Annotated in this window: 24 protein-coding genes and 1 pseudogene; 16 read left to right on the top strand and 9 right to left on the bottom strand. The window is 52.6% G+C overall.

Features of this window, described 5'->3' with window-relative positions:
* Positions 1-23: 23 nt before the first annotated feature.
* Genes OR1_RS12955 through lexA form a run of 9 tightly spaced genes read right to left on the bottom strand, consistent with a single transcriptional unit; the run spans position 24 to position 6,036 of the window.
* A complete protein-coding gene (locus tag OR1_RS12955) occupies positions 24-920 on the bottom strand; it encodes a radical SAM protein (protein WP_041972315.1) in 897 nt (298 codons plus the stop codon).
* On the bottom strand, positions 910-1,437 hold the full coding sequence (locus tag OR1_RS12960) for a DUF3750 domain-containing protein (protein ID WP_041972317.1): 528 nt from the start codon (positions 1,435-1,437) through the stop codon (positions 910-912). The genes OR1_RS12955 and OR1_RS12960 overlap by 11 nt, the downstream gene beginning before the upstream one ends.
* Positions 1,434-1,880, bottom strand: a complete 447-nt coding sequence (locus tag OR1_RS12965) for a hypothetical protein (RefSeq protein WP_237754292.1) — start codon at positions 1,878-1,880, stop codon at positions 1,434-1,436. Before OR1_RS12965 ends, OR1_RS12960 begins: the two co-directional genes overlap by 4 nt.
* Positions 1,881-1,900: 20 nt before the next feature.
* Positions 1,901-2,176: a cupin domain-containing protein gene (locus OR1_RS12970; RefSeq protein ID WP_041972319.1), complete on the bottom strand. Its 276-nt coding sequence runs from the start codon at positions 2,174-2,176 to the stop codon at positions 1,901-1,903.
* Positions 2,177-2,214: 38 nt separating this feature from the next.
* Positions 2,215-3,444, bottom strand: a complete 1,230-nt coding sequence (gene dinB / locus OR1_RS12975; RefSeq protein ID WP_041972320.1) for a DNA polymerase IV — start codon at positions 3,442-3,444, stop codon at positions 2,215-2,217.
* Between the two features lie 4 nt (positions 3,445-3,448).
* Positions 3,449-3,985: a hypothetical protein gene (locus tag OR1_RS12980; protein ID WP_041972407.1), complete on the bottom strand. Its 537-nt coding sequence runs from the start codon at positions 3,983-3,985 to the stop codon at positions 3,449-3,451.
* Between the two features lie 42 nt (positions 3,986-4,027).
* Complete coding sequence (locus tag OR1_RS12985) at positions 4,028-5,188, bottom strand: MFS transporter (protein WP_041972322.1); 1,161 nt, start codon at positions 5,186-5,188, stop codon at positions 4,028-4,030.
* Between the two features lie 2 nt (positions 5,189-5,190).
* On the bottom strand, positions 5,191-5,430 hold the full coding sequence (locus OR1_RS12990; protein ID WP_041972323.1) for a hypothetical protein: 240 nt from the start codon (positions 5,428-5,430) through the stop codon (positions 5,191-5,193).
* A gap of 3 nt (positions 5,431-5,433) precedes the next feature.
* On the bottom strand, positions 5,434-6,036 hold the full coding sequence (gene lexA, locus OR1_RS12995; protein ID WP_041972324.1) for a transcriptional repressor LexA: 603 nt from the start codon (positions 6,034-6,036) through the stop codon (positions 5,434-5,436).
* 289 nt (positions 6,037-6,325) lie between these two features.
* Between lexA and OR1_RS13000 the strand changes: the two genes are divergently transcribed.
* The 16 genes and pseudogenes from OR1_RS13000 (at position 6,326) to OR1_RS13065 (ending at position 16,451) form a co-directional block, all read left to right on the top strand.
* Positions 6,326-6,511, top strand: a complete 186-nt coding sequence (locus OR1_RS13000; protein ID WP_041972325.1) for a hypothetical protein — start codon at positions 6,326-6,328, stop codon at positions 6,509-6,511.
* Between the two features lie 54 nt (positions 6,512-6,565).
* On the top strand, positions 6,566-7,852 hold the full coding sequence (locus OR1_RS22325) for a MerR family transcriptional regulator (RefSeq protein ID WP_160295248.1): 1,287 nt from the start codon (positions 6,566-6,568) through the stop codon (positions 7,850-7,852).
* A gap of 48 nt (positions 7,853-7,900) precedes the next feature.
* Positions 7,901-8,674: a methyltransferase domain-containing protein gene (locus OR1_RS13010; protein WP_041972326.1), complete on the top strand. Its 774-nt coding sequence runs from the start codon at positions 7,901-7,903 to the stop codon at positions 8,672-8,674.
* Between the two features lie 534 nt (positions 8,675-9,208).
* Positions 9,209-9,614, top strand: a pseudogene (locus OR1_RS22815) (DDE-type integrase/transposase/recombinase); the annotation flags it as partial.
* A 450-nt stretch (positions 9,615-10,064) separates the two neighbouring features.
* On the top strand, positions 10,065-10,634 hold the full coding sequence (locus OR1_RS13015; RefSeq protein WP_041972327.1) for a flavin reductase family protein: 570 nt from the start codon (positions 10,065-10,067) through the stop codon (positions 10,632-10,634).
* Positions 10,634-10,831: a hypothetical protein gene (locus OR1_RS13020; RefSeq protein WP_041972328.1), complete on the top strand. Its 198-nt coding sequence runs from the start codon at positions 10,634-10,636 to the stop codon at positions 10,829-10,831. Before OR1_RS13015 ends, OR1_RS13020 begins: the two co-directional genes overlap by 1 nt.
* Positions 10,832-10,833: 2 nt before the next feature.
* Positions 10,834-11,124 (top strand): putative quinol monooxygenase, encoded by a 291-nt coding sequence (locus OR1_RS13025; protein ID WP_041972329.1) that lies wholly within the window; start codon positions 10,834-10,836, stop codon positions 11,122-11,124.
* Positions 11,125-11,128: 4 nt separating this feature from the next.
* The gene (locus tag OR1_RS13030) at positions 11,129-11,614 is read left to right on the top strand and encodes a DUF456 domain-containing protein (RefSeq protein WP_041972330.1); all 486 of its coding nucleotides are present in this window, start codon (positions 11,129-11,131) and stop codon (positions 11,612-11,614) included.
* 47 nt (positions 11,615-11,661) lie between these two features.
* The gene (locus OR1_RS13035; RefSeq protein ID WP_041972331.1) at positions 11,662-12,405 is read left to right on the top strand and encodes a cyclopropane-fatty-acyl-phospholipid synthase family protein; all 744 of its coding nucleotides are present in this window, start codon (positions 11,662-11,664) and stop codon (positions 12,403-12,405) included.
* A 33-nt stretch (positions 12,406-12,438) separates the two neighbouring features.
* Complete coding sequence (locus OR1_RS13040; RefSeq protein WP_041972332.1) at positions 12,439-13,104, top strand: SOS response-associated peptidase; 666 nt, start codon at positions 12,439-12,441, stop codon at positions 13,102-13,104.
* 164 nt (positions 13,105-13,268) lie between these two features.
* Positions 13,269-13,592, top strand: coding sequence for a hypothetical protein (locus OR1_RS22090; RefSeq protein WP_152609886.1), 324 nt, complete (start codon positions 13,269-13,271; stop codon positions 13,590-13,592).
* Positions 13,593-13,637: 45 nt separating this feature from the next.
* Entirely contained in the window at positions 13,638-13,868 is a 231-nt protein-coding gene (locus tag OR1_RS13045) for a PGPGW domain-containing protein (protein WP_041972333.1), read from the top strand.
* A complete protein-coding gene (locus OR1_RS13050; protein ID WP_041972334.1) occupies positions 13,865-14,176 on the top strand; it encodes a zf-TFIIB domain-containing protein in 312 nt (103 codons plus the stop codon). The genes OR1_RS13045 and OR1_RS13050 overlap by 4 nt, the downstream gene beginning before the upstream one ends.
* Positions 14,177-14,189: 13 nt before the next feature.
* The gene (locus tag OR1_RS13055) at positions 14,190-14,735 is read left to right on the top strand and encodes a hypothetical protein (protein WP_041972335.1); all 546 of its coding nucleotides are present in this window, start codon (positions 14,190-14,192) and stop codon (positions 14,733-14,735) included.
* Complete coding sequence (locus OR1_RS13060) at positions 14,732-15,667, top strand: cation diffusion facilitator family transporter (protein WP_237754293.1); 936 nt, start codon at positions 14,732-14,734, stop codon at positions 15,665-15,667. The genes OR1_RS13055 and OR1_RS13060 overlap by 4 nt, the downstream gene beginning before the upstream one ends.
* A 103-nt stretch (positions 15,668-15,770) precedes the next feature.
* On the top strand, positions 15,771-16,451 hold the full coding sequence (locus tag OR1_RS13065) for a Bax inhibitor-1/YccA family protein (RefSeq protein ID WP_041972336.1): 681 nt from the start codon (positions 15,771-15,773) through the stop codon (positions 16,449-16,451).
* Positions 16,452-16,456 lie beyond the last annotated feature (5 nt).

Below are 16,456 nucleotides of genomic sequence, written 5' to 3' on the forward strand. Positions count from 1 at the left end.
CGCTCAGACGGCAAAAATGTTATTCAGTAATACTCTTCTTCATATTCCGGAACCTCATCGAGGAACCCGGGACAGATGGCGGCCTTGGCCAGTGCTGACTCAACATCTTTTATCAAACGGTCACGGTCTTTCGGATAGCTCCCTGCCAGATTGAGAAAGTTTGATACATGGTTGGAGCGAAGGATCGTGCGTGCCGGATTCAGATGAAGAAGCATCTCTTTCGCTTCAAGCATAAGTTCCCGGCGGGTGCACTGCTTGAGCTGCCGGACGAACTCTTCGTTGTGGCGATGGAACAGAGTGAGTAGTGAGAAATATTCCGGATTCACCAGGTTGACCCATGCAGCGGTTGCTCTGGCATGATCAAGGCTGCGTTCTCTTCCGGCCAGGCCAAGGATGGCAGTTACGGAAAGCTTCATACCGGCAGTTCTCGCCTTGATAGCCTGCTGGGCCATCTCCTCAGCAGTGAACCCTTTTTTGATGAATGCCAGCGTTTCATCATCTCCAGATTCCAGTCCGAAATAGAGAATGCGGAGCTTCTTCTCCCGCAGGATGACAAGCTGATCAAGGTTTTTTGTTATCAAGCTGTTCGGGGAAGCATATGAGCCGATTCTGGTTAGATTGGGGAAGGTTTCCACCATGGTATCAAGCAGCGTGACAAGCCCGGCGAACGGATAGACGAGCGCATCGCCGTCGGCAATGAAAATCCGGTCAATTGTTGGTTTGTATCGCTCGGGGATGGCAGTTATTTCTTTGATTATCTCATCCACAGGTCTGATACGGAACTTCTTCCCCTTGTACATGCCGCAGAAGGTACAGCTGTTCTGGGAGCATCCTACAGTTATCTGGAAGATGAGACTTCTCGCTTCGCTTGGAGGACGGAAGAGTGGCTCAACGTATCGCGGGAATGCTTCAGTTTTCATAGCCGCTACCGATGGCCGAGAATGGTAGATCGAGTCCGAGTTCCGGAATCTTTTTGGCAATCCAGGCGATAAAGGTGTTGCTGTTCGGTCCCGGAAACGCCTTGTAGGTGTCCGGCCAGGGGTAGCTTCGTGCAGCCTGGTCGATGGCCGGTATCAGCTGTTCAGCTCTGGCTCCCCGTATCTCAGTGAGGAGCCGGGGGCGTTCACCGAACCAGAAGCGGTCAGGGAGGTCCTTTTCAATGCGGACTATGGGAAGACCTCGATGTTGCCTCCATCCGATCAGCTCGTACACTGTGTATGCAGGGTCGTTGGCCGGTTTGACCGATATCCAGGTATGAACGGCGAACCACCCCCGCCATCCCCACGTGGGGGCTGCATAGGCCTGCACCACTGCTTCCTTTGTCACGGTCGGGTCAGGGGCGATCCCGGCCGGTTCACGGCTTGCGGTGCGCCAGTCCTTGCTAGCACACCCTGCAACTGATGCAAACAGGCATATCATTATCAGCAATCTTTTCATTTTCGCTGCAACTCCCTGGGCAGTTCCTGAATCCACCCCATCCGGATGACCCCCCAGAGCCCTATCAGTATCGCTTCGGCGGCATCATGACGCAACGCAGTGGGCTTTTTTGCCCCTGACCAGATTATAACATTACGAGCCAGTTCACCGGCATATTTCTTGGCAGCCAAACCGCTTTTTTGTTCCCTTGGATAAAAAAACAGCGGTCTCCAGGTTTCAGCTCCGATGCAGATCACCCGCTTCCCTCTGCGTTCTGCCTCTTTCAACCAGACATTCGCCAGATTGCCGCCACCCTCGATCACCAGTGCCGTCAGACCGTTGATCGATTCCAGGATGCGCGGGACATCCTGTTTCAGGCGTTCGGTGGAGCCGTAGTTGTGGGATCGATACCACACGAGCCTTCCTGTGCCTTCGTAGAGGGCAAGCCCGGTTCTTAACCCCATATCAACCGCCAGCAGCGCCATCAGTCAAAGCGGTAGTGTTTGCGGACAGACTGCAATACGTTCCAGCGGCATGACATCCCGGCGGGGAATACCACCAAGTCACCGGCCTTGATGGCTACTGGTGCACCCTTGTCAGGGGTTACGATGACCTCCCCCTCCAAAAGGTAACAGGTTTCGCGGCTGTCATAGGTCCAGGGGAACTCGGAAGCTTCGCAGGTCCAGATAGGCCAAGAGAAGACTCCGAGAGAGTTCAGCCTGCCTGTATCAGGGGCGTGGTCCACTATGATTTTTGTCATGGCAGTTCCTTTCTGATTGGGTATACCCCAAGGTACATCTATTGAACATCCACATTCCGGATCCCGCTGGGTCTCCAAGCGGGGGAAATGACGAATGATCCCTTTTCCTCATTGTCGAGAACGCTGCCATAGGTCACTGAGAAACCGCCGTACCGGTCATTTACCTCATCCATCGCAGCCGTAGCCAGCACCTTGCGCCGCTCATCCTCGAACAGTGGGAGCTGCTGCCGCTGGTAGGAAAGGTTCGTGATTCTCACCCCCAGGAGGCGGACTGGCTGTTCTATTTCCAGCGAGTCCAGGATGCTGACGGTTTCCTTGAATATCTCCTCACTCTGGTTTGTGTGCTCTCGTCGGGTCTGTTGTTTACCTACTGAGGTGAAGTCCGAGAAACGAACCACCAGGTGGACTGTCTTGCCGGCAACACCATAACGCCGGGCTCTACGACCCACCATCTCAGATAGCTGCAGCAGGTACTTCAGAATGTCCTTCCTGTTGTCGATGTCCCGGTCCAGGGTCATGCTGTGGCCAACGCTCTTGACCTCCTCCTGATTCTCCGCAGGTACTACCGGGCTGTCGTCTATGCCGAGCCCCATCCGGTGCAACTGTTCGCCGATGACGCCGAACTTCCGGGTCAGGCGGTCAACGTCATAACGACCCAGTTCTCCGCAGGTCTGTATCCCCATCATCAACAGGTGCCGCTCCATCTTCTTGCCGATCCCGCACAGCTCTTTGACCGGCATCTTTTCCAAGGTGCGGGCAACATCCTCCGGTTTGATTTCCGTCAGTCCGTCAGGTTTCTTCATTTCAGATGCAAGTTTGGCGAGCAGTTTGTTGGGAGCGATGCCGATGGAGCAGGTAATCCCGAAGCGATGTTTGATGCGGGCTTTGATCTGGAAGGCGATGGTTTCTGGAGACCCAAAGATCGAGAGCGAGTGGGTCACGTCCATCCATGCTTCGTCAATGGAAAAGACCTCGACCAACGGGGTGTAGTCCCGCATCATCTTCATTATTTCTGTCGAGGTGTGGGTGTACTTGCGGTTGTCGCCGATGACGAAGATGATCTGCGGGCAGGCCTGTTTTGCCTGCCAGGTGTTCATGCCGGTCTTGACCCCGAAGGCACGGGCTTCGTAGGAGGCGGTAGTGACGACGGTTCGGCCCCTACCGATGACGGCTATCGGCTTCCCCTGCAGCTCCGGGTTGGTCTGCTGCTCGACGGAGGCAAAAAAGGCATTTGCGTCAATGTGCATTACTATCCGATGATCAGCCATCTTATTACACCGTGTGACGCAGAATCCTGGTTCGGACTATCTTGATAATCGTGGGTACGCTGAACATGGCGATGAGGATGATCATCATGGTTACGTTGGGGTCTTTTATGACAGTGTTCAGCTTCAGGGTGCTGACAGCTATGACGCCGAAATAGATCATGTCACCGGCAATGGCGATTGCCCAGCCGGCAAGGAACCCGTGTCCGGCAGCATGAGCTGTTGCACGACCGGTCATCGGATCAACGCCGAAGGAGATCATGATGAGCCCCACGGGACCGGCGCCGGTTCCGGCCATGTGATGAACGCTGCGGGCTGTTGCGGCTTTCATGGCGGCAGCGAAACGGGTCAGGAAGGAAACCTTGCTGCAGATGAAGGCCAGTATCCGCAGTACCGGCTCGAACAGGAAGGCGAGGATGATATCGGACACCAGATAGAGCAGTGCCGTGACCGGCCATGCGATCCCTTTGGTCTGGGCAAGCATGACGCCTGCCGGTATGCCGCCCCCGACCGGGATGATGAAGAGCTTCAGCACGGACAGCATGTTTGATGTTACAGAAACTATGTCTACGTTGAATGCCACTTGCTACATACTCCTTGCTCTTCCTCGCCCGATAATCAGCACTCCTGATACGGCAGCAACTCCGGCCAACACCAGGTTAATGATCAGAAAGGCGTGCTGCCTACCTGAATGTTCCAGTACACCCCAGAGCGTACCGGCAACGATGCTTCCCATCGCCTGACCTGATACGCGGGCTATGGAGAGCAAACCGGAGGCGACGGTCGTAGTCCCTTCCGGGGCATTGGAGAGAACAGCTGCATTATTGGCCGCCTGGAAGAGCGCCCGGCCAAGTCCGATACCGAGTAACCCGAGAACTACAGAACCGGTGACCCCCTGCCCGATGGAGGCGAACATCAGGGTGACGCTCCCGAACCAGCTGATGCGGTCATAACCGACCTTGTCGGACAACTTACCACAGAACGGCCCAGCCATCATCAGGATTAGAGGTGGGACAAGCATCATCAAGCCGACTCTGGCAGGTGAGAGCCCCCCGGATTCAAGATAGAACGGCCACAATAGATTGATCCCGAATGACTGAACAAAGAAGCAGACCGTGGATAGCAGTGCAAGGATAAACCTTGGTGCGCGGATGGCGCGACGCAGACCCTCTATCAGACCGACACCGTGGAGGTCGGTCAGTCTGCCGGAAAGGATCAGTGCCAGCATTCCGAACGGGAGGTTGATGTAGAATATGGATTGCCAGCCGAACCACTCAACCAGGAATCCCCCCAAAGGCGGTCCCATCAGGGTACCAGCAGCAACCGAGCCAGAGATCATGCCCAAGGCCCAGCCGCGATTCTCTTTGAATGTTGCTGCTGTCATGCCTGGAACCAGGCCGACAATTCCGGCACCGACAATCCCCTGTACAAACCGGAGCAATAGGAGTGTATGGAGGTTCGGAGAGAATACCAGGATCTGGGAGATAATGGCGAAAGCGGCCAGGGAGAAGCGGTACACTTTCACCGTCCCGATCCTGCCGGCAATGCCAGAGACTGGCAGAAAGGCTATGGCTGCTCCGATCAGGTAGAGTGACGAGGCTCCCTGAACGGCAGCGGCATCGGTTCCGAAGTGGGCGGCCAGTGATGGGAGCGCCAGATTGAGTGCGCTGGAATCTACAGTGGACAGGATGACCCCAATCAAAAGAGCAGCCAATCTGAGATCGAATTGCGGTTTATCGGTAGCCATATCTAGGTCTCAAGCCCCTCAAGGCTCCAAGTCTGTTCGGAAGTGTCATAGGTCAACTCATACAAACCACCTTCGTCACGCACAGCGAAATGCAAACGCTTCGAATTACCCTTCACATCCGTCCATGTGTAGGTGGTCTCAAGGACGCCGTGCTTGCGGTTCTTCCAGTCGAACCAGACCGGCTTGATGGTGCGACCGGGTCCGAAGACCACGGCGACGCGTATGGGTTCCTTGACCCTCACGGCTTACCCAAGGTCGCGGTAAACACCGACGACCTTGCCGATGATGGTTACATCACTGGAGCCATCCTGCACTATGATCGCCTGCATGTTCGGATTTTCCGGTTGAAGACGGATACTACCCATCTCCCGGTAGAAACGCTTCAGCGTGGCCTCGCCGTCCACCATGGCCACGACGATGTCACGGTTTTCGGCGCTCGGCTGGGGTCGCACCAGCGCCAGGTCACCGTCGCTGATGCAAGCATTGATCATGGAATCACCGCTGACTTTAAGGAAGAATTTGCCGCCGTGGAGCCGCATCCGGTCGAGGGCCATGTAGCCGGTAATATCCTCGACCGGCGGTGTGAGTGCCCCGGCCTTGACGGTGCCGACAATTGGGAGGGATGCTGACTCGCTAGCAGGGGATGTAAGGGCGATGCTGCGAGAACCGGCATCCCGCTTCAGGTAACCCTTCTTTTCGAGGGCATCGAGATGACGCATGGCAGACAGGGTGCCGGACACACCGATATGGGCGCATATCTCCCGAAGGGTTGGAGGATAGCCGTTGTTGTCGATGTATGACTGGATGAAGTCCAGAACCTGCTGCTGTCGTGCTGTGGGTTGGGACATGCTGACCTCGCATAGTTGTCACAATTTATACGTTATCATGTGATAACTATATAGGGTCCGACATCTAAATGTCAACTCTCCTCTTGTGTATCCATGTCCACATCTAGCCACAATCAAAGTGTGGTCGAGAAAAGACTTGGACCTGAAGAGAAGATGCCAATAGCTACTGACAATAAAAAATTTGGAAAGCTGGTAATATTCACTTGACCCGTCTACAGGTTCACGCTTTAGCCTTGAAATCGTCACGGCCATGACAGAACATTCAATTGATGCTGAAAGGAGCACGACAATGAAGAATCATGTAACAGTGGAGGAATGGGTCAAGCGGTTTCGCGACATCGGACTGAACGATGACGCAATGCAGAAATGGCACCGGCTGTTCGAGCAGGAAAACCCGAATGGTCACCAGAGCTTTCTGGAGTGGCTGGGGCTACCGGAAGAGAAGGTAACAGCCATCCGCGCAAAGTACGCTTAAATCGAATCGGCCCTCGGAAGGCACCGGGGGCTGCACTTCTTTAACGAGGTCATCATGTACCGAATAACTGAACTGGCCAATCAGTTCGGGCTGTCAAGAAGCACCTTGCTTTATTACGACCGGATAGGGCTGCTCAAGCCATCGGGGCGCAGTGAATCAAATTATCGCTGCTATTCACCGTCAGAAAAGGAACGTCTGGAATCTATCTGTTCCATGCGCCAGGCTGGTGTGGATATAGAGGGGATACGATCAATCCTTCAGACAGCAGGTGATGACACGACAGAGGTGTTGAAACGCCGGTTGGCTGAGATCGGCAATGAAATCTCGGCACTGATGACCAAGCAGCGACTGATTGCCGGGATGCTGAAGTTGCAAGGCGAAGGCGGCCCCAGGAATACCGTCGATAAGGATATGTTCGTTTCCATGCTCAGGGCTGCCGGGATGGATGACAATGCCATGCGGAAACTGCATGCCGAATTTGAACGAAAGGAACCGGCGGCACATCATGCTTTCCTGTTGTCCCTGGGAATATCGGAGAAGGAAGCCCTGCACATTCGCAAATGGTCAGCCGATCTGGGGAGAAACCAGATAATGGATTATTTTTACGAGATATATGAAGCAATGCCAAGGCAGGGGCCAGGGTCGGATAAGGCTACGCTCAAGGCATTGTCGATGTTACCCTCATTTCCACCTGATACATCAGTGTTGGACCTTGGATGCGGCACCGGTAGTCAGACAGTGGCCCTTGCCGGGCAACTTGACTGCAGGATTACGGCTGTCGATAATCATTGGCCGTTCCTTAACAAGCTACAGGAAACTACAAAACAGAAAGGTCTGACAGACAAGATTGAAGTAAAAGAAGCATCCATGCTGGAATTACCGTTTGCACCTGAGAGTTTCGACCTTATCTGGTCCGAAGGTGCTCTCTACATCATGGGGATGGAGAAAGCCCTGCAATCACTTCGACCACTCCTGCGCCCTTGTGGTTATCTGGTATACACCGAGTTGACCTGGTTCACCGAAAATCCCCCGGAAGAAGCCGCTGAATTCTGGAAACAGGGGTACCCGGCGATGCTGAATGTTGAAGGTAATCTTGAACTCGCAAGGGGGAATGGCTTTAATGTCATTGGACATTTCCCACTCCCTGTGGAAGCATGGGCAGAAGAATACTATCTGCCATTAAAACACACTCTGGCGCAATTCATTAAGCGGCGTCCGGATGACTCAACGGCATCAGAGGTAGTAGATCAGATAAATGCTGAAATCGACCTGTTCGTGAAGTTCCAGGATTCATACGGCTATTGCTTCTATATGCTCCAGAAGAAAGAGACAGCGCATTAAAACAGTGACAGCTTGAGGACAAATTCCATCAACAATGGAGATACCGTCATGACGCAACACCTTGCAGATGCTCATCAATCCCGTATCATCGACCAGTTCTCCCGCCAGGCCATACCATTCACGCAGATTCCCGGCCATTATGATGCCATGCAGGTGCTGATAGAAATGTCCAGAGTTACTAAGGAAGACCTTGTGCTTGACGTTGCATGCGGGCCTGGAATGGTCGCCTGCGAGTTTGCCAGGCATGCTCATCATGTGACCGGCATCGACATAACACCTGCCATGATAGAGCAGGCAGAAAAACGGCAACAAGAACAGAATCTTGAGAATGTTTCCTGGCAGATCGGCACTGCGACTCCGCTCCCTTTTGCTGACGGTTCGTTTTCCCTGGTGCTGACCCGCTACAGTTACCATCACCTGCTGGCGCCAACAGAGGCATTGGCGGAAATGATTCGAGTGTGCAGACCCGGCGGAAGGGTTCTGGTGGCAGATGTCGCAATCGAATCGAGCAAATCGGCAACCTATGACCGGCTGGAAATACTCCGTGATCCCTCACATACTCATGCCCTCACCAGAGAGGAGTTCTCTGCGCTTTTCCTGAACTCAGGGCTGCAGGAGTGCCGCCAAAGTGGCTATGGAGTTGACATTGAACTGGAGGCACAACTGAAGGCTTCTTTTCCCAAACCAGGGGATGAGGAGATAATTCGGAAGATGGTTACGGAAGACGTTGGCGTTGACAGTATCGGCATCAATGCACGAGTGGGTGATCACAGAATCGTTTACACTGTACCTATCGCAGTCTATGTCGGCACAAAGTCCTGAGAGGTTCGGTAATGTATCTCAAATAGGCCGTAGGCAATAGGCTCTCTGCTTATAAACTGACAAAAAAACGAATTGGCAGAAAATTGTCAAAAACAGGCTGTTATAATGCGTTTTTGGCAGAAAGTGACAAATTGCTGCCAAAATCTGTCAATTTGGGCGCGCAGCAGCCGTCTTTTGGCAGAAAGTGGCAAGGTCTGACAATGAATTGTCAGATTTGACCTCTTACTCGGCTGTTTTTGACATTTTATTGCCAGTTCCTGTCATTTTTGAATTTTCACCTGAGGACGGACAATATTTTTTTCGGGGAAAAACGCCGAGGTAATTATCGTATTTTTGATGCTGATATGAATTAGCGAGTTCTAATAAAAGTGATATTTTTCTTTGGAATTTTTCCTCCGATTTTCCAGTCAAATCGGAAAAATGGTACCATATAATAAAGGAGGTTATTGTTGGGAAATTTTTCAGGCAAAATCAGCAAAAATCGAAAAACAAAAATGAGAGCATTTTTGACTTGATATTGACGTAATGTGGTCCCTCCGCTGCAAGCAGATAAGGAAGTTCAAGGCAACCACCGACTCGAATCACAAGATGCCTGTTGCTCCCAATATCCTGAATTAAAAGTTTGCAGTGTCGAAGCTGAACCAGGTTGACATCACCTATATACCAACTGATGATGGCTGACTGTATCTGGCGGGTATCAAAGACCTATGCACGAAGGAAATCGTCGGCTACGCCCTGAATTAGCAGATGACCCATAATTTGGTAGGCAGGGCACTGTTTCGGGCTGTGGCAACAAAGAAAGCGGCCAAGGGCTGATTCATCATTCAGACCATGGCAGCCAGTACTGCTCCAGGAAATACCAGAAGCTCATCAAGCAGTTCGGGATAGTGCCGTCAATGAGCAGAAAGGGTGTTACGATAAAGCACCGATGGAGAGATTTTGAAAATTATTTTTTGTGATCGCCCAAGAAAACTTGAAAATCATATGATTCAAGAGCTGTAATTTGCAAAAAATTGAGGACGGGCAATAACTTTTTCGGGGAAAACGACGAGGTAATTATCGTATTTTTGATGCTGGTTTAATTAGCGTATTCTAATAAAAGTGATATTTTTCTTTGGAATTTTTCCTCCGATTTTCCAGTCAAATCGGAAAAATGGGACCTTATAATAAAAGGTGTTGTTGTTGGGAAATTTTTTAGGCAAATCGGAAAAAATCGAAAAACAAAAATGAGCGCATTTTTGACGTGATGTTGACGTAATGTGGTCCATCGGGTTTAGGGAAAACTTAACTGTCAACAGCTCAACGGTGATGGTCAGGTGAATGAAAGTTGAAGTGGATACAAACTCAATCTTAGATCGACTTTGAAATTGTACTCTGTCGGAGGAATTGTATGAAGAAATCATTGGGAGCAAAAACTCTGCTTTTCCCGACTCCAGTTCTTATGGTCGGCACTTACGACCAGAACGGCAAGCCAAACCTGATGAACGCCGCCTGGGGTGGCATCTGCTGCTCACAACCGCCATGCGTAGCCGTATCCTTGCGCAAGGCTACCTACTCGTACAATTGTATCGTTGAGCGTAAGGCGTTCACCGTCGGCATCGCCTGCGAACGTAAAATGGCCGAGGCGGATTACTGCGGCATCTACTCCGGCCGGGAAGGGGACAAGTTCGCCGCCACCAGACTTACCCCGGTGAGAAGCTCTCTTGTGGACGCCCCCTATGCCGAGGAGTTTCCGGTCGTACTGGAGTGCCGCCTGCTGCACACTCTTGAGATTGGTCTGCATACCCAGTTCGTTGGCGAAATACTCGACGTCAAGGGGGACGAGTCGGTGATAGGCGAGGACGGCCTGCTCAATATCTTGAAGATCCAACCGCTTATCTTCGACACATCCCGCAAGGGGTATCACAGTGTCGGCCCCTGCGTCGGTCAGGCGTTTTCCATCGGGAAAGAGCTCAAGTAGTGCGCACGGCAGAGGTGTCATCGCTGGACCGGGCGCTGGCCAGGGTGTGCGAGTTCTGCCCGGTTTGCCTCCATGCCCGGCACTACCAGGAAGGGATCGTGTTCAACTTCGTAAAGACCGTGGAACAGGGCATCTGCCCCTTCTGTCAGGCCTATGAACGAGTCCACGGCAGAAAGGCCCACGAGAGGAGGATGTAATAATGCCAGCAGTGACCGTGGTAGCGCAACTGACCGTCCGGGAGGAAGCCATAGAATCGGTACAGGCCGAACTGCTCAAGCTGATTGATCCCACCCGGGCCGAGGAAGGGTGCATCGAATACCGTCTGCACCAGGATAACGACAACCCGTCACAGTTCATCTTCTACGAGAACTGGGAGAACATGGCCTGTCTGGAGCGGCACATGAATTCAGATCACTTCAAGAGATACATCGCGGCGGTTGGCGACCAGGTTACGCACAAGGTCGTCCAGAAGCTGACAGAGATCTGCTGACTGTATGGACCAGTCTATCTTTCTCTGGATACTCTGCGCCATCTGCACAGTTACCGGTCTGTCGGGCCTCCTTCTCCCCTTGATCCCCGGTGCGCCGATACTGTTCCTAGGGTTGCTGTTCGGTGCATGGGCGGATAACTTCCATTATGTCGGGATCTGGACCCTGCTGGTTCTTGCAGGCATGGCCGGGCTGACATACCTGGTCGAGTTCGCCGCATCGATCCTGGGGGTCAGGAAGTTCGGTGGATCGAAGCGGGCAATGACGGGTGCAGCCATCGGTGGTCTGGTCGGGCTGTTTCTGGGTATCCCTGGGATACTTCTCGGCCCTTTCATTGGTGCGGTGGTCGGGGAACTGTCGTTGCAGCGAAGCCTGGACGAGGCGAGCCGGGCTGGCTTAGGGACGGTAGTGGGATTGGCGATAGGCGTTGCCGGTAAGTTGGCGATCGGAATTGCCATGGTCGGACTGTTCCTGCTCAAGCGATTTATCTAGTCAGGCAGTGACAGAATCTAATCAACACCCAAAGGAGATTTCTTACATTGGATATTCCACGAATATTCAACATTACTGAGAGTGCTCACCGCATCCATAACCCATTCACACCCGAAAAACTCGCCACACTCGGCACGGCGCTGCGACTGGAGCCTGGAACCCGGATGCTTGACCTCGGCAGCGGTTCGGGGGAGATGCTGTGCACCTGGGCACGCAATCATGGCGTCATCGGCACCGGAATCGACATGAGCCAGCTGTTCATCGAGCAAGCGAAACTCCGTGCCGAAGCACTCGGCGTCGCTGATCGAGTCACGTTCATCCATGGCGACGCAGCGGGCTATGTCTCTGACAAGAACGTCGATGTGGCAGCCTGTGTCGGTGCCACCTGGATCGGTGGGGGAGTTGTCGGCACTATCGAGCTTCTGGCGCGGAGCCTGAGCCCCGGAGGGATCATCCTCGTCGGCGAGCCCTACTGGAGGCAGTTGCCGACGGAAGATATTGCCAAGGGGTGTCATGCCAACTCGATCTCCGACTTTCTCATGCTCCCGGAACTTCTCGCGTCTTTCGGCAATCTTGCTTACGACGTCGTTGAAATGGTGCTGGCCGACCAGGACAGCTGGGACAGATACGAGGCGGCCAAGTGGCTCACCATGCGTCGATGGCTTGAAGCCAACCCCGCCGACGAGTTCGTGGAAGAAGTTCGAGCCCAACTGACCTCGGAACCCGTACGCTATGCATCTTACACGCGTGAATACCTGGGCTGGGGTGTGTTCGCACTGATGCCGCGGTGATGAGGGGATTACCTGTCAGTTGGGGGATTCATTATGTGTGGTCGTTTTACATCTCTCCTGACGCCTGAACTGCTGGCGGTCATCTATGAGATCCATGCTAAGATCGACCTGCAGCCACGCTACAACATCGCACCCACCCAGGACATTTTGGTGGTGCGGGAAGATTCTGCCGGAGTACGATATCCCAGCTATGTTCGCTGGGGGTTGATCCCCCACTGGGCGAAGGACAAGTCAATCGCAAGCAAGATGATCAACGCCCGAAGTGAAACCGTCCACGAGAAGCCCGCCTTCCGCCAAGCGATCCGCAGCAGGCGCTGTATCGTTCCGGCTTCGGGGTTTTTCGAGTGGTCCGCTACGCCTACAGGAAAATTTCCACACTACATAACCATGCGGGATGAATCACCATTTTCGTTCGCTGGGATATGGGAAACCTGGAAGGCATCCGATGGGAGTGACGCAGAGACCTGCACCATCCTGACCACATCGGCCAATCCCCTGATGGCTACGATTCATGACCGGATGCCGGTGATTCTTCATCAGGGGGAATTTCGCCTCTGGCTGGATCCCACGGTTAATGACCCGCGTGAACTGCAGCGGCTTTATCAACCATACCCTGCGGAGTTGATGCAGGAGTGGCAGGTGTCTACTGCTGTCAACTCGCCACGCCATTCTGATCCCAACTGCATTGTTCCGACTTGAAGTAACATTTGAAGTGACCGTACACTCCATTCACGTGATAATAACTGCACGACAATGATATTGAATTTATGGATAGGATTAGAAATATGGACCTGAGATGCTCTATCTATTGACAATACAGAGGATAAGAGCTTAGATTTCGACTTGTGCTCATGGTCTATCACATGAAACTTATCTCAGTCATCATAATTGCCCTCTATCTAGTGCTCCCGGTAGCATGTCTGGCACATCCATGTTCATCGCTTGGGGAAATAGCCCACTTTGATGCGACGGTAGACATTGAGGTTGACCAGTCGGCTGAATGTCCAGTGAATCACGATGATGACGACTGCGAAACAACCTGTTGCTGTTCCGGGTATACCATCTCTTCCACTTTCCCCGAAATATCATCGCCAGTTAGCATTGTCGATAACTCACCTCACGAACCGTATCTTGCCCTCCCCAATATCATTGACAGGATATTTGTCCCTCCGCAGAACTTTGCCTGACCAATAATAATCGAATATTACCGATTCCAAAGGTACCGAATCGCTATGAACGGATGGTCGCTGAAAAATCTGAAGCGGCTGATTGTGGCGGTTATCGGCATGACAGTCCTTGTCATAGGCATTGCCATGATTGTCCTGCCGGGGCCAGCCATCATTGTCATACCAGTCGCACTGGGCATCCTGGCAACCGAGTTTGCCTGGGCAAGAATAGCATTGCATCGAGTACGCGAGCATATCCAACGACTGAATAACAATAAAAAGGAGAAATCACCATGAAATGTCCCAGATGCGCAGGAGTAGACCTGAAACTCGCCGACCGCCAGGGGGTAGAGATAGATTATTGCCCGGAATGTCGTGGTATCTGGCTTGACCGGGGAGAACTGGACAAGATAATCGAGCGTTCGTATGCACCACAGCAGCCGGCGTACACGCAACCTGAACCGCCACCTGCCTATCAACCGCACTATCAGCAGCCTTACCCGCAGCATCACGACAAACACCACGACAAGCACGGCTACGGTCACGGTAGTCATCATGGCGGCCATCACGGCAGGAAGTCATGGCTTGCGGAACTGTTCGACTAGGAGAAGCTACTTCATGAAACCTTTTATCGTAATTGCATGTGCCGTTCTGTTAATGGCACTATCCGGCTGTTCATCTGAGAAACCGCCGGAACCACAGAAAATACAGGCATTCGTGCTTTCCCTTGCCGACAAGGAGAAACTGGTGTCGTTCCAGAAAGAGGTTCTCAATATCGAGAACCTTACCGACAAAGCCCTGAATGTCGCTACTGAGGAGCTTAAGACGGTTCTAAAGGGTGGAGAGATTTCCATCAATCTCCCTTCCATCATCGACAGGGCAAAAAATGAAAGCCTGAAGGCCGGTGAAGCACTGGCTAAGAAGGCAATCCCCGAATCATTGCCCCCTGAAGCGAAGAAACTGCTCAACGAGTCCAAGGCCGGCTTTATCGCTTCGTACAAGGCATACGCGGAATCGTTCGATGCAATCAGGAGTTTCACAACAGACAAGAATCCGATGACCTTGCTGGAATACCGGAAGAAAAATGCCGAGGCTCAGGAACAGCTCAAGGGAGCTACCGAAAAGCTGAAGCAGATAATGACCGCCGCCGGAGTAACGAAATGATGCAGTCACTTGAAGTACAACAGGCAAAATCAAAGGCAGCACTTTTTTCGATTGTCTCGAACAGTATCCTCATCGTCCTCAAGCTGATTGTCGGCATCATGATGCAGTCGGTCAGCGTTATCTCCGAGGCGGTCCATTCCGGTCTCGACCTGGTAGCGGCAATCATTGCCTGGTTCTCGGTAAGGGAATCAGGCAAGCCTGCCGACGATGAGCATCGATTCGGGCACGGTAAAATCGAGAACGTGGCGGGAACCATCGAAGCGGTACTGATATTCGGTGCCGCCTTCTATATCATCTGGGAGGCTGGGCACAAACTCAAATCAGGCGTTATCGAAGTCGAAAGCCTTGGATTGGGTGCACTGGTCATGCTGGTGTCGGCAGTGGCGAACTACTTCGTCTCCCGCTATCTGCTCAATGTGGCTATAAAGACCGATTCCGTTGCTCTCGAAGCTGATGCGATGCACCTGAGAACCGATGTCTACACCTCAGTTGGCGTTCTCGGCGGACTCATAGCAATCAAACTAACCGGCATCGCCATGCTCGACCCTATCATCGCCATTGTCGTGGCGCTCATGATTATCAAGGCTGCCTGGGACCTGACAAAGACGGCATTCTTCCATATTCTCGACGTTAAGCTGCCGGATGACGAAGAAGCTGTAATCCATGATGTAATGGGGAACTATTCAGGAAAGTACATTGAGTATCACAAGCTCAGAACCCGCAAGTCAGGACATATCAGGCATATCGACATGCACCTGGTGGTGCCGAAACAGATGACGGTTGAGGCTGGTCATACGCTCACACACGAGATTATCTCCGATATCGATAAAGCCCTGGCACACAGTCATATCCTGGTCCATATCGAACCCTGCCCAGGAGGATGTGATGCGTGTGTGGTTGAATGCCCGAAACTCAAAATCGCTGTGGCTTAGCGATAAATTTCAGCCTTAGCTGTATACAGTTGATTTTTCATCTGGCCGTACTTACATTGAAAATAGATGTCCAACATACATAATCACGTAAGGAGTCGATAGCATGTCCATACCTTCCTCACCACGCAGCAGTTCGTACCAGACCATTGAAGTAACCCAGAGCAACACCATGGGAGCCGTCTATGGATGGATGGCTGCCGGCTTGGCGCTCACTGCCATTGTCTCGATGGCGGTCGTGAGTTCTCCCGCATTGCTGAACATGCTGTACGGCAACAGGATGATGTTTTTCGGGCTGATGATTGTGGAGTTGGGGTTGGTCTTCGCGATCAGCGGTTTTGCCGTCAGAATGGGAACAGTGACAGCTGCACCGCTCTTCCTGCTCTACTCTGCACTGAACGGGGTGACGATCTCCGGAATATTCCTCGTCTATACCGGCCAGTCAATCACTTCCGCTTTTGTCACCACTGCCGGAACCTTTGGCGCCATGAGCGTCTATGGCCTTGTAACCAAGCGTGACCTTACATCTCTTGGCTCCTTCTGCTTTATGGGGCTTATCGGCATCGTCATAGCTTCAATCGTGAACATTTTCCTGCACTCCAACATGATGCAGTTTGTCATAAGCGGAATTGGCCTGATCGTCTTTATAGGACTAACCGCCTACGACACCCAGAAGCTCAAGGGGGTTCGGGGTGGCGCCGCAGTTGCCGGGGCCTTGGCCCTGTATCTCGACTTCATCAACATCTTCCTGATGATGTTGCAGCTGTTCGGTGACCGGAGAGAGTAGGAAAG

The organism is Geobacter sp. OR-1 (genome assembly GCF_000813145.1).
GTDB lineage: Bacteria > Desulfobacterota > Desulfuromonadia > Geobacterales > DSM-12255 > Geoanaerobacter.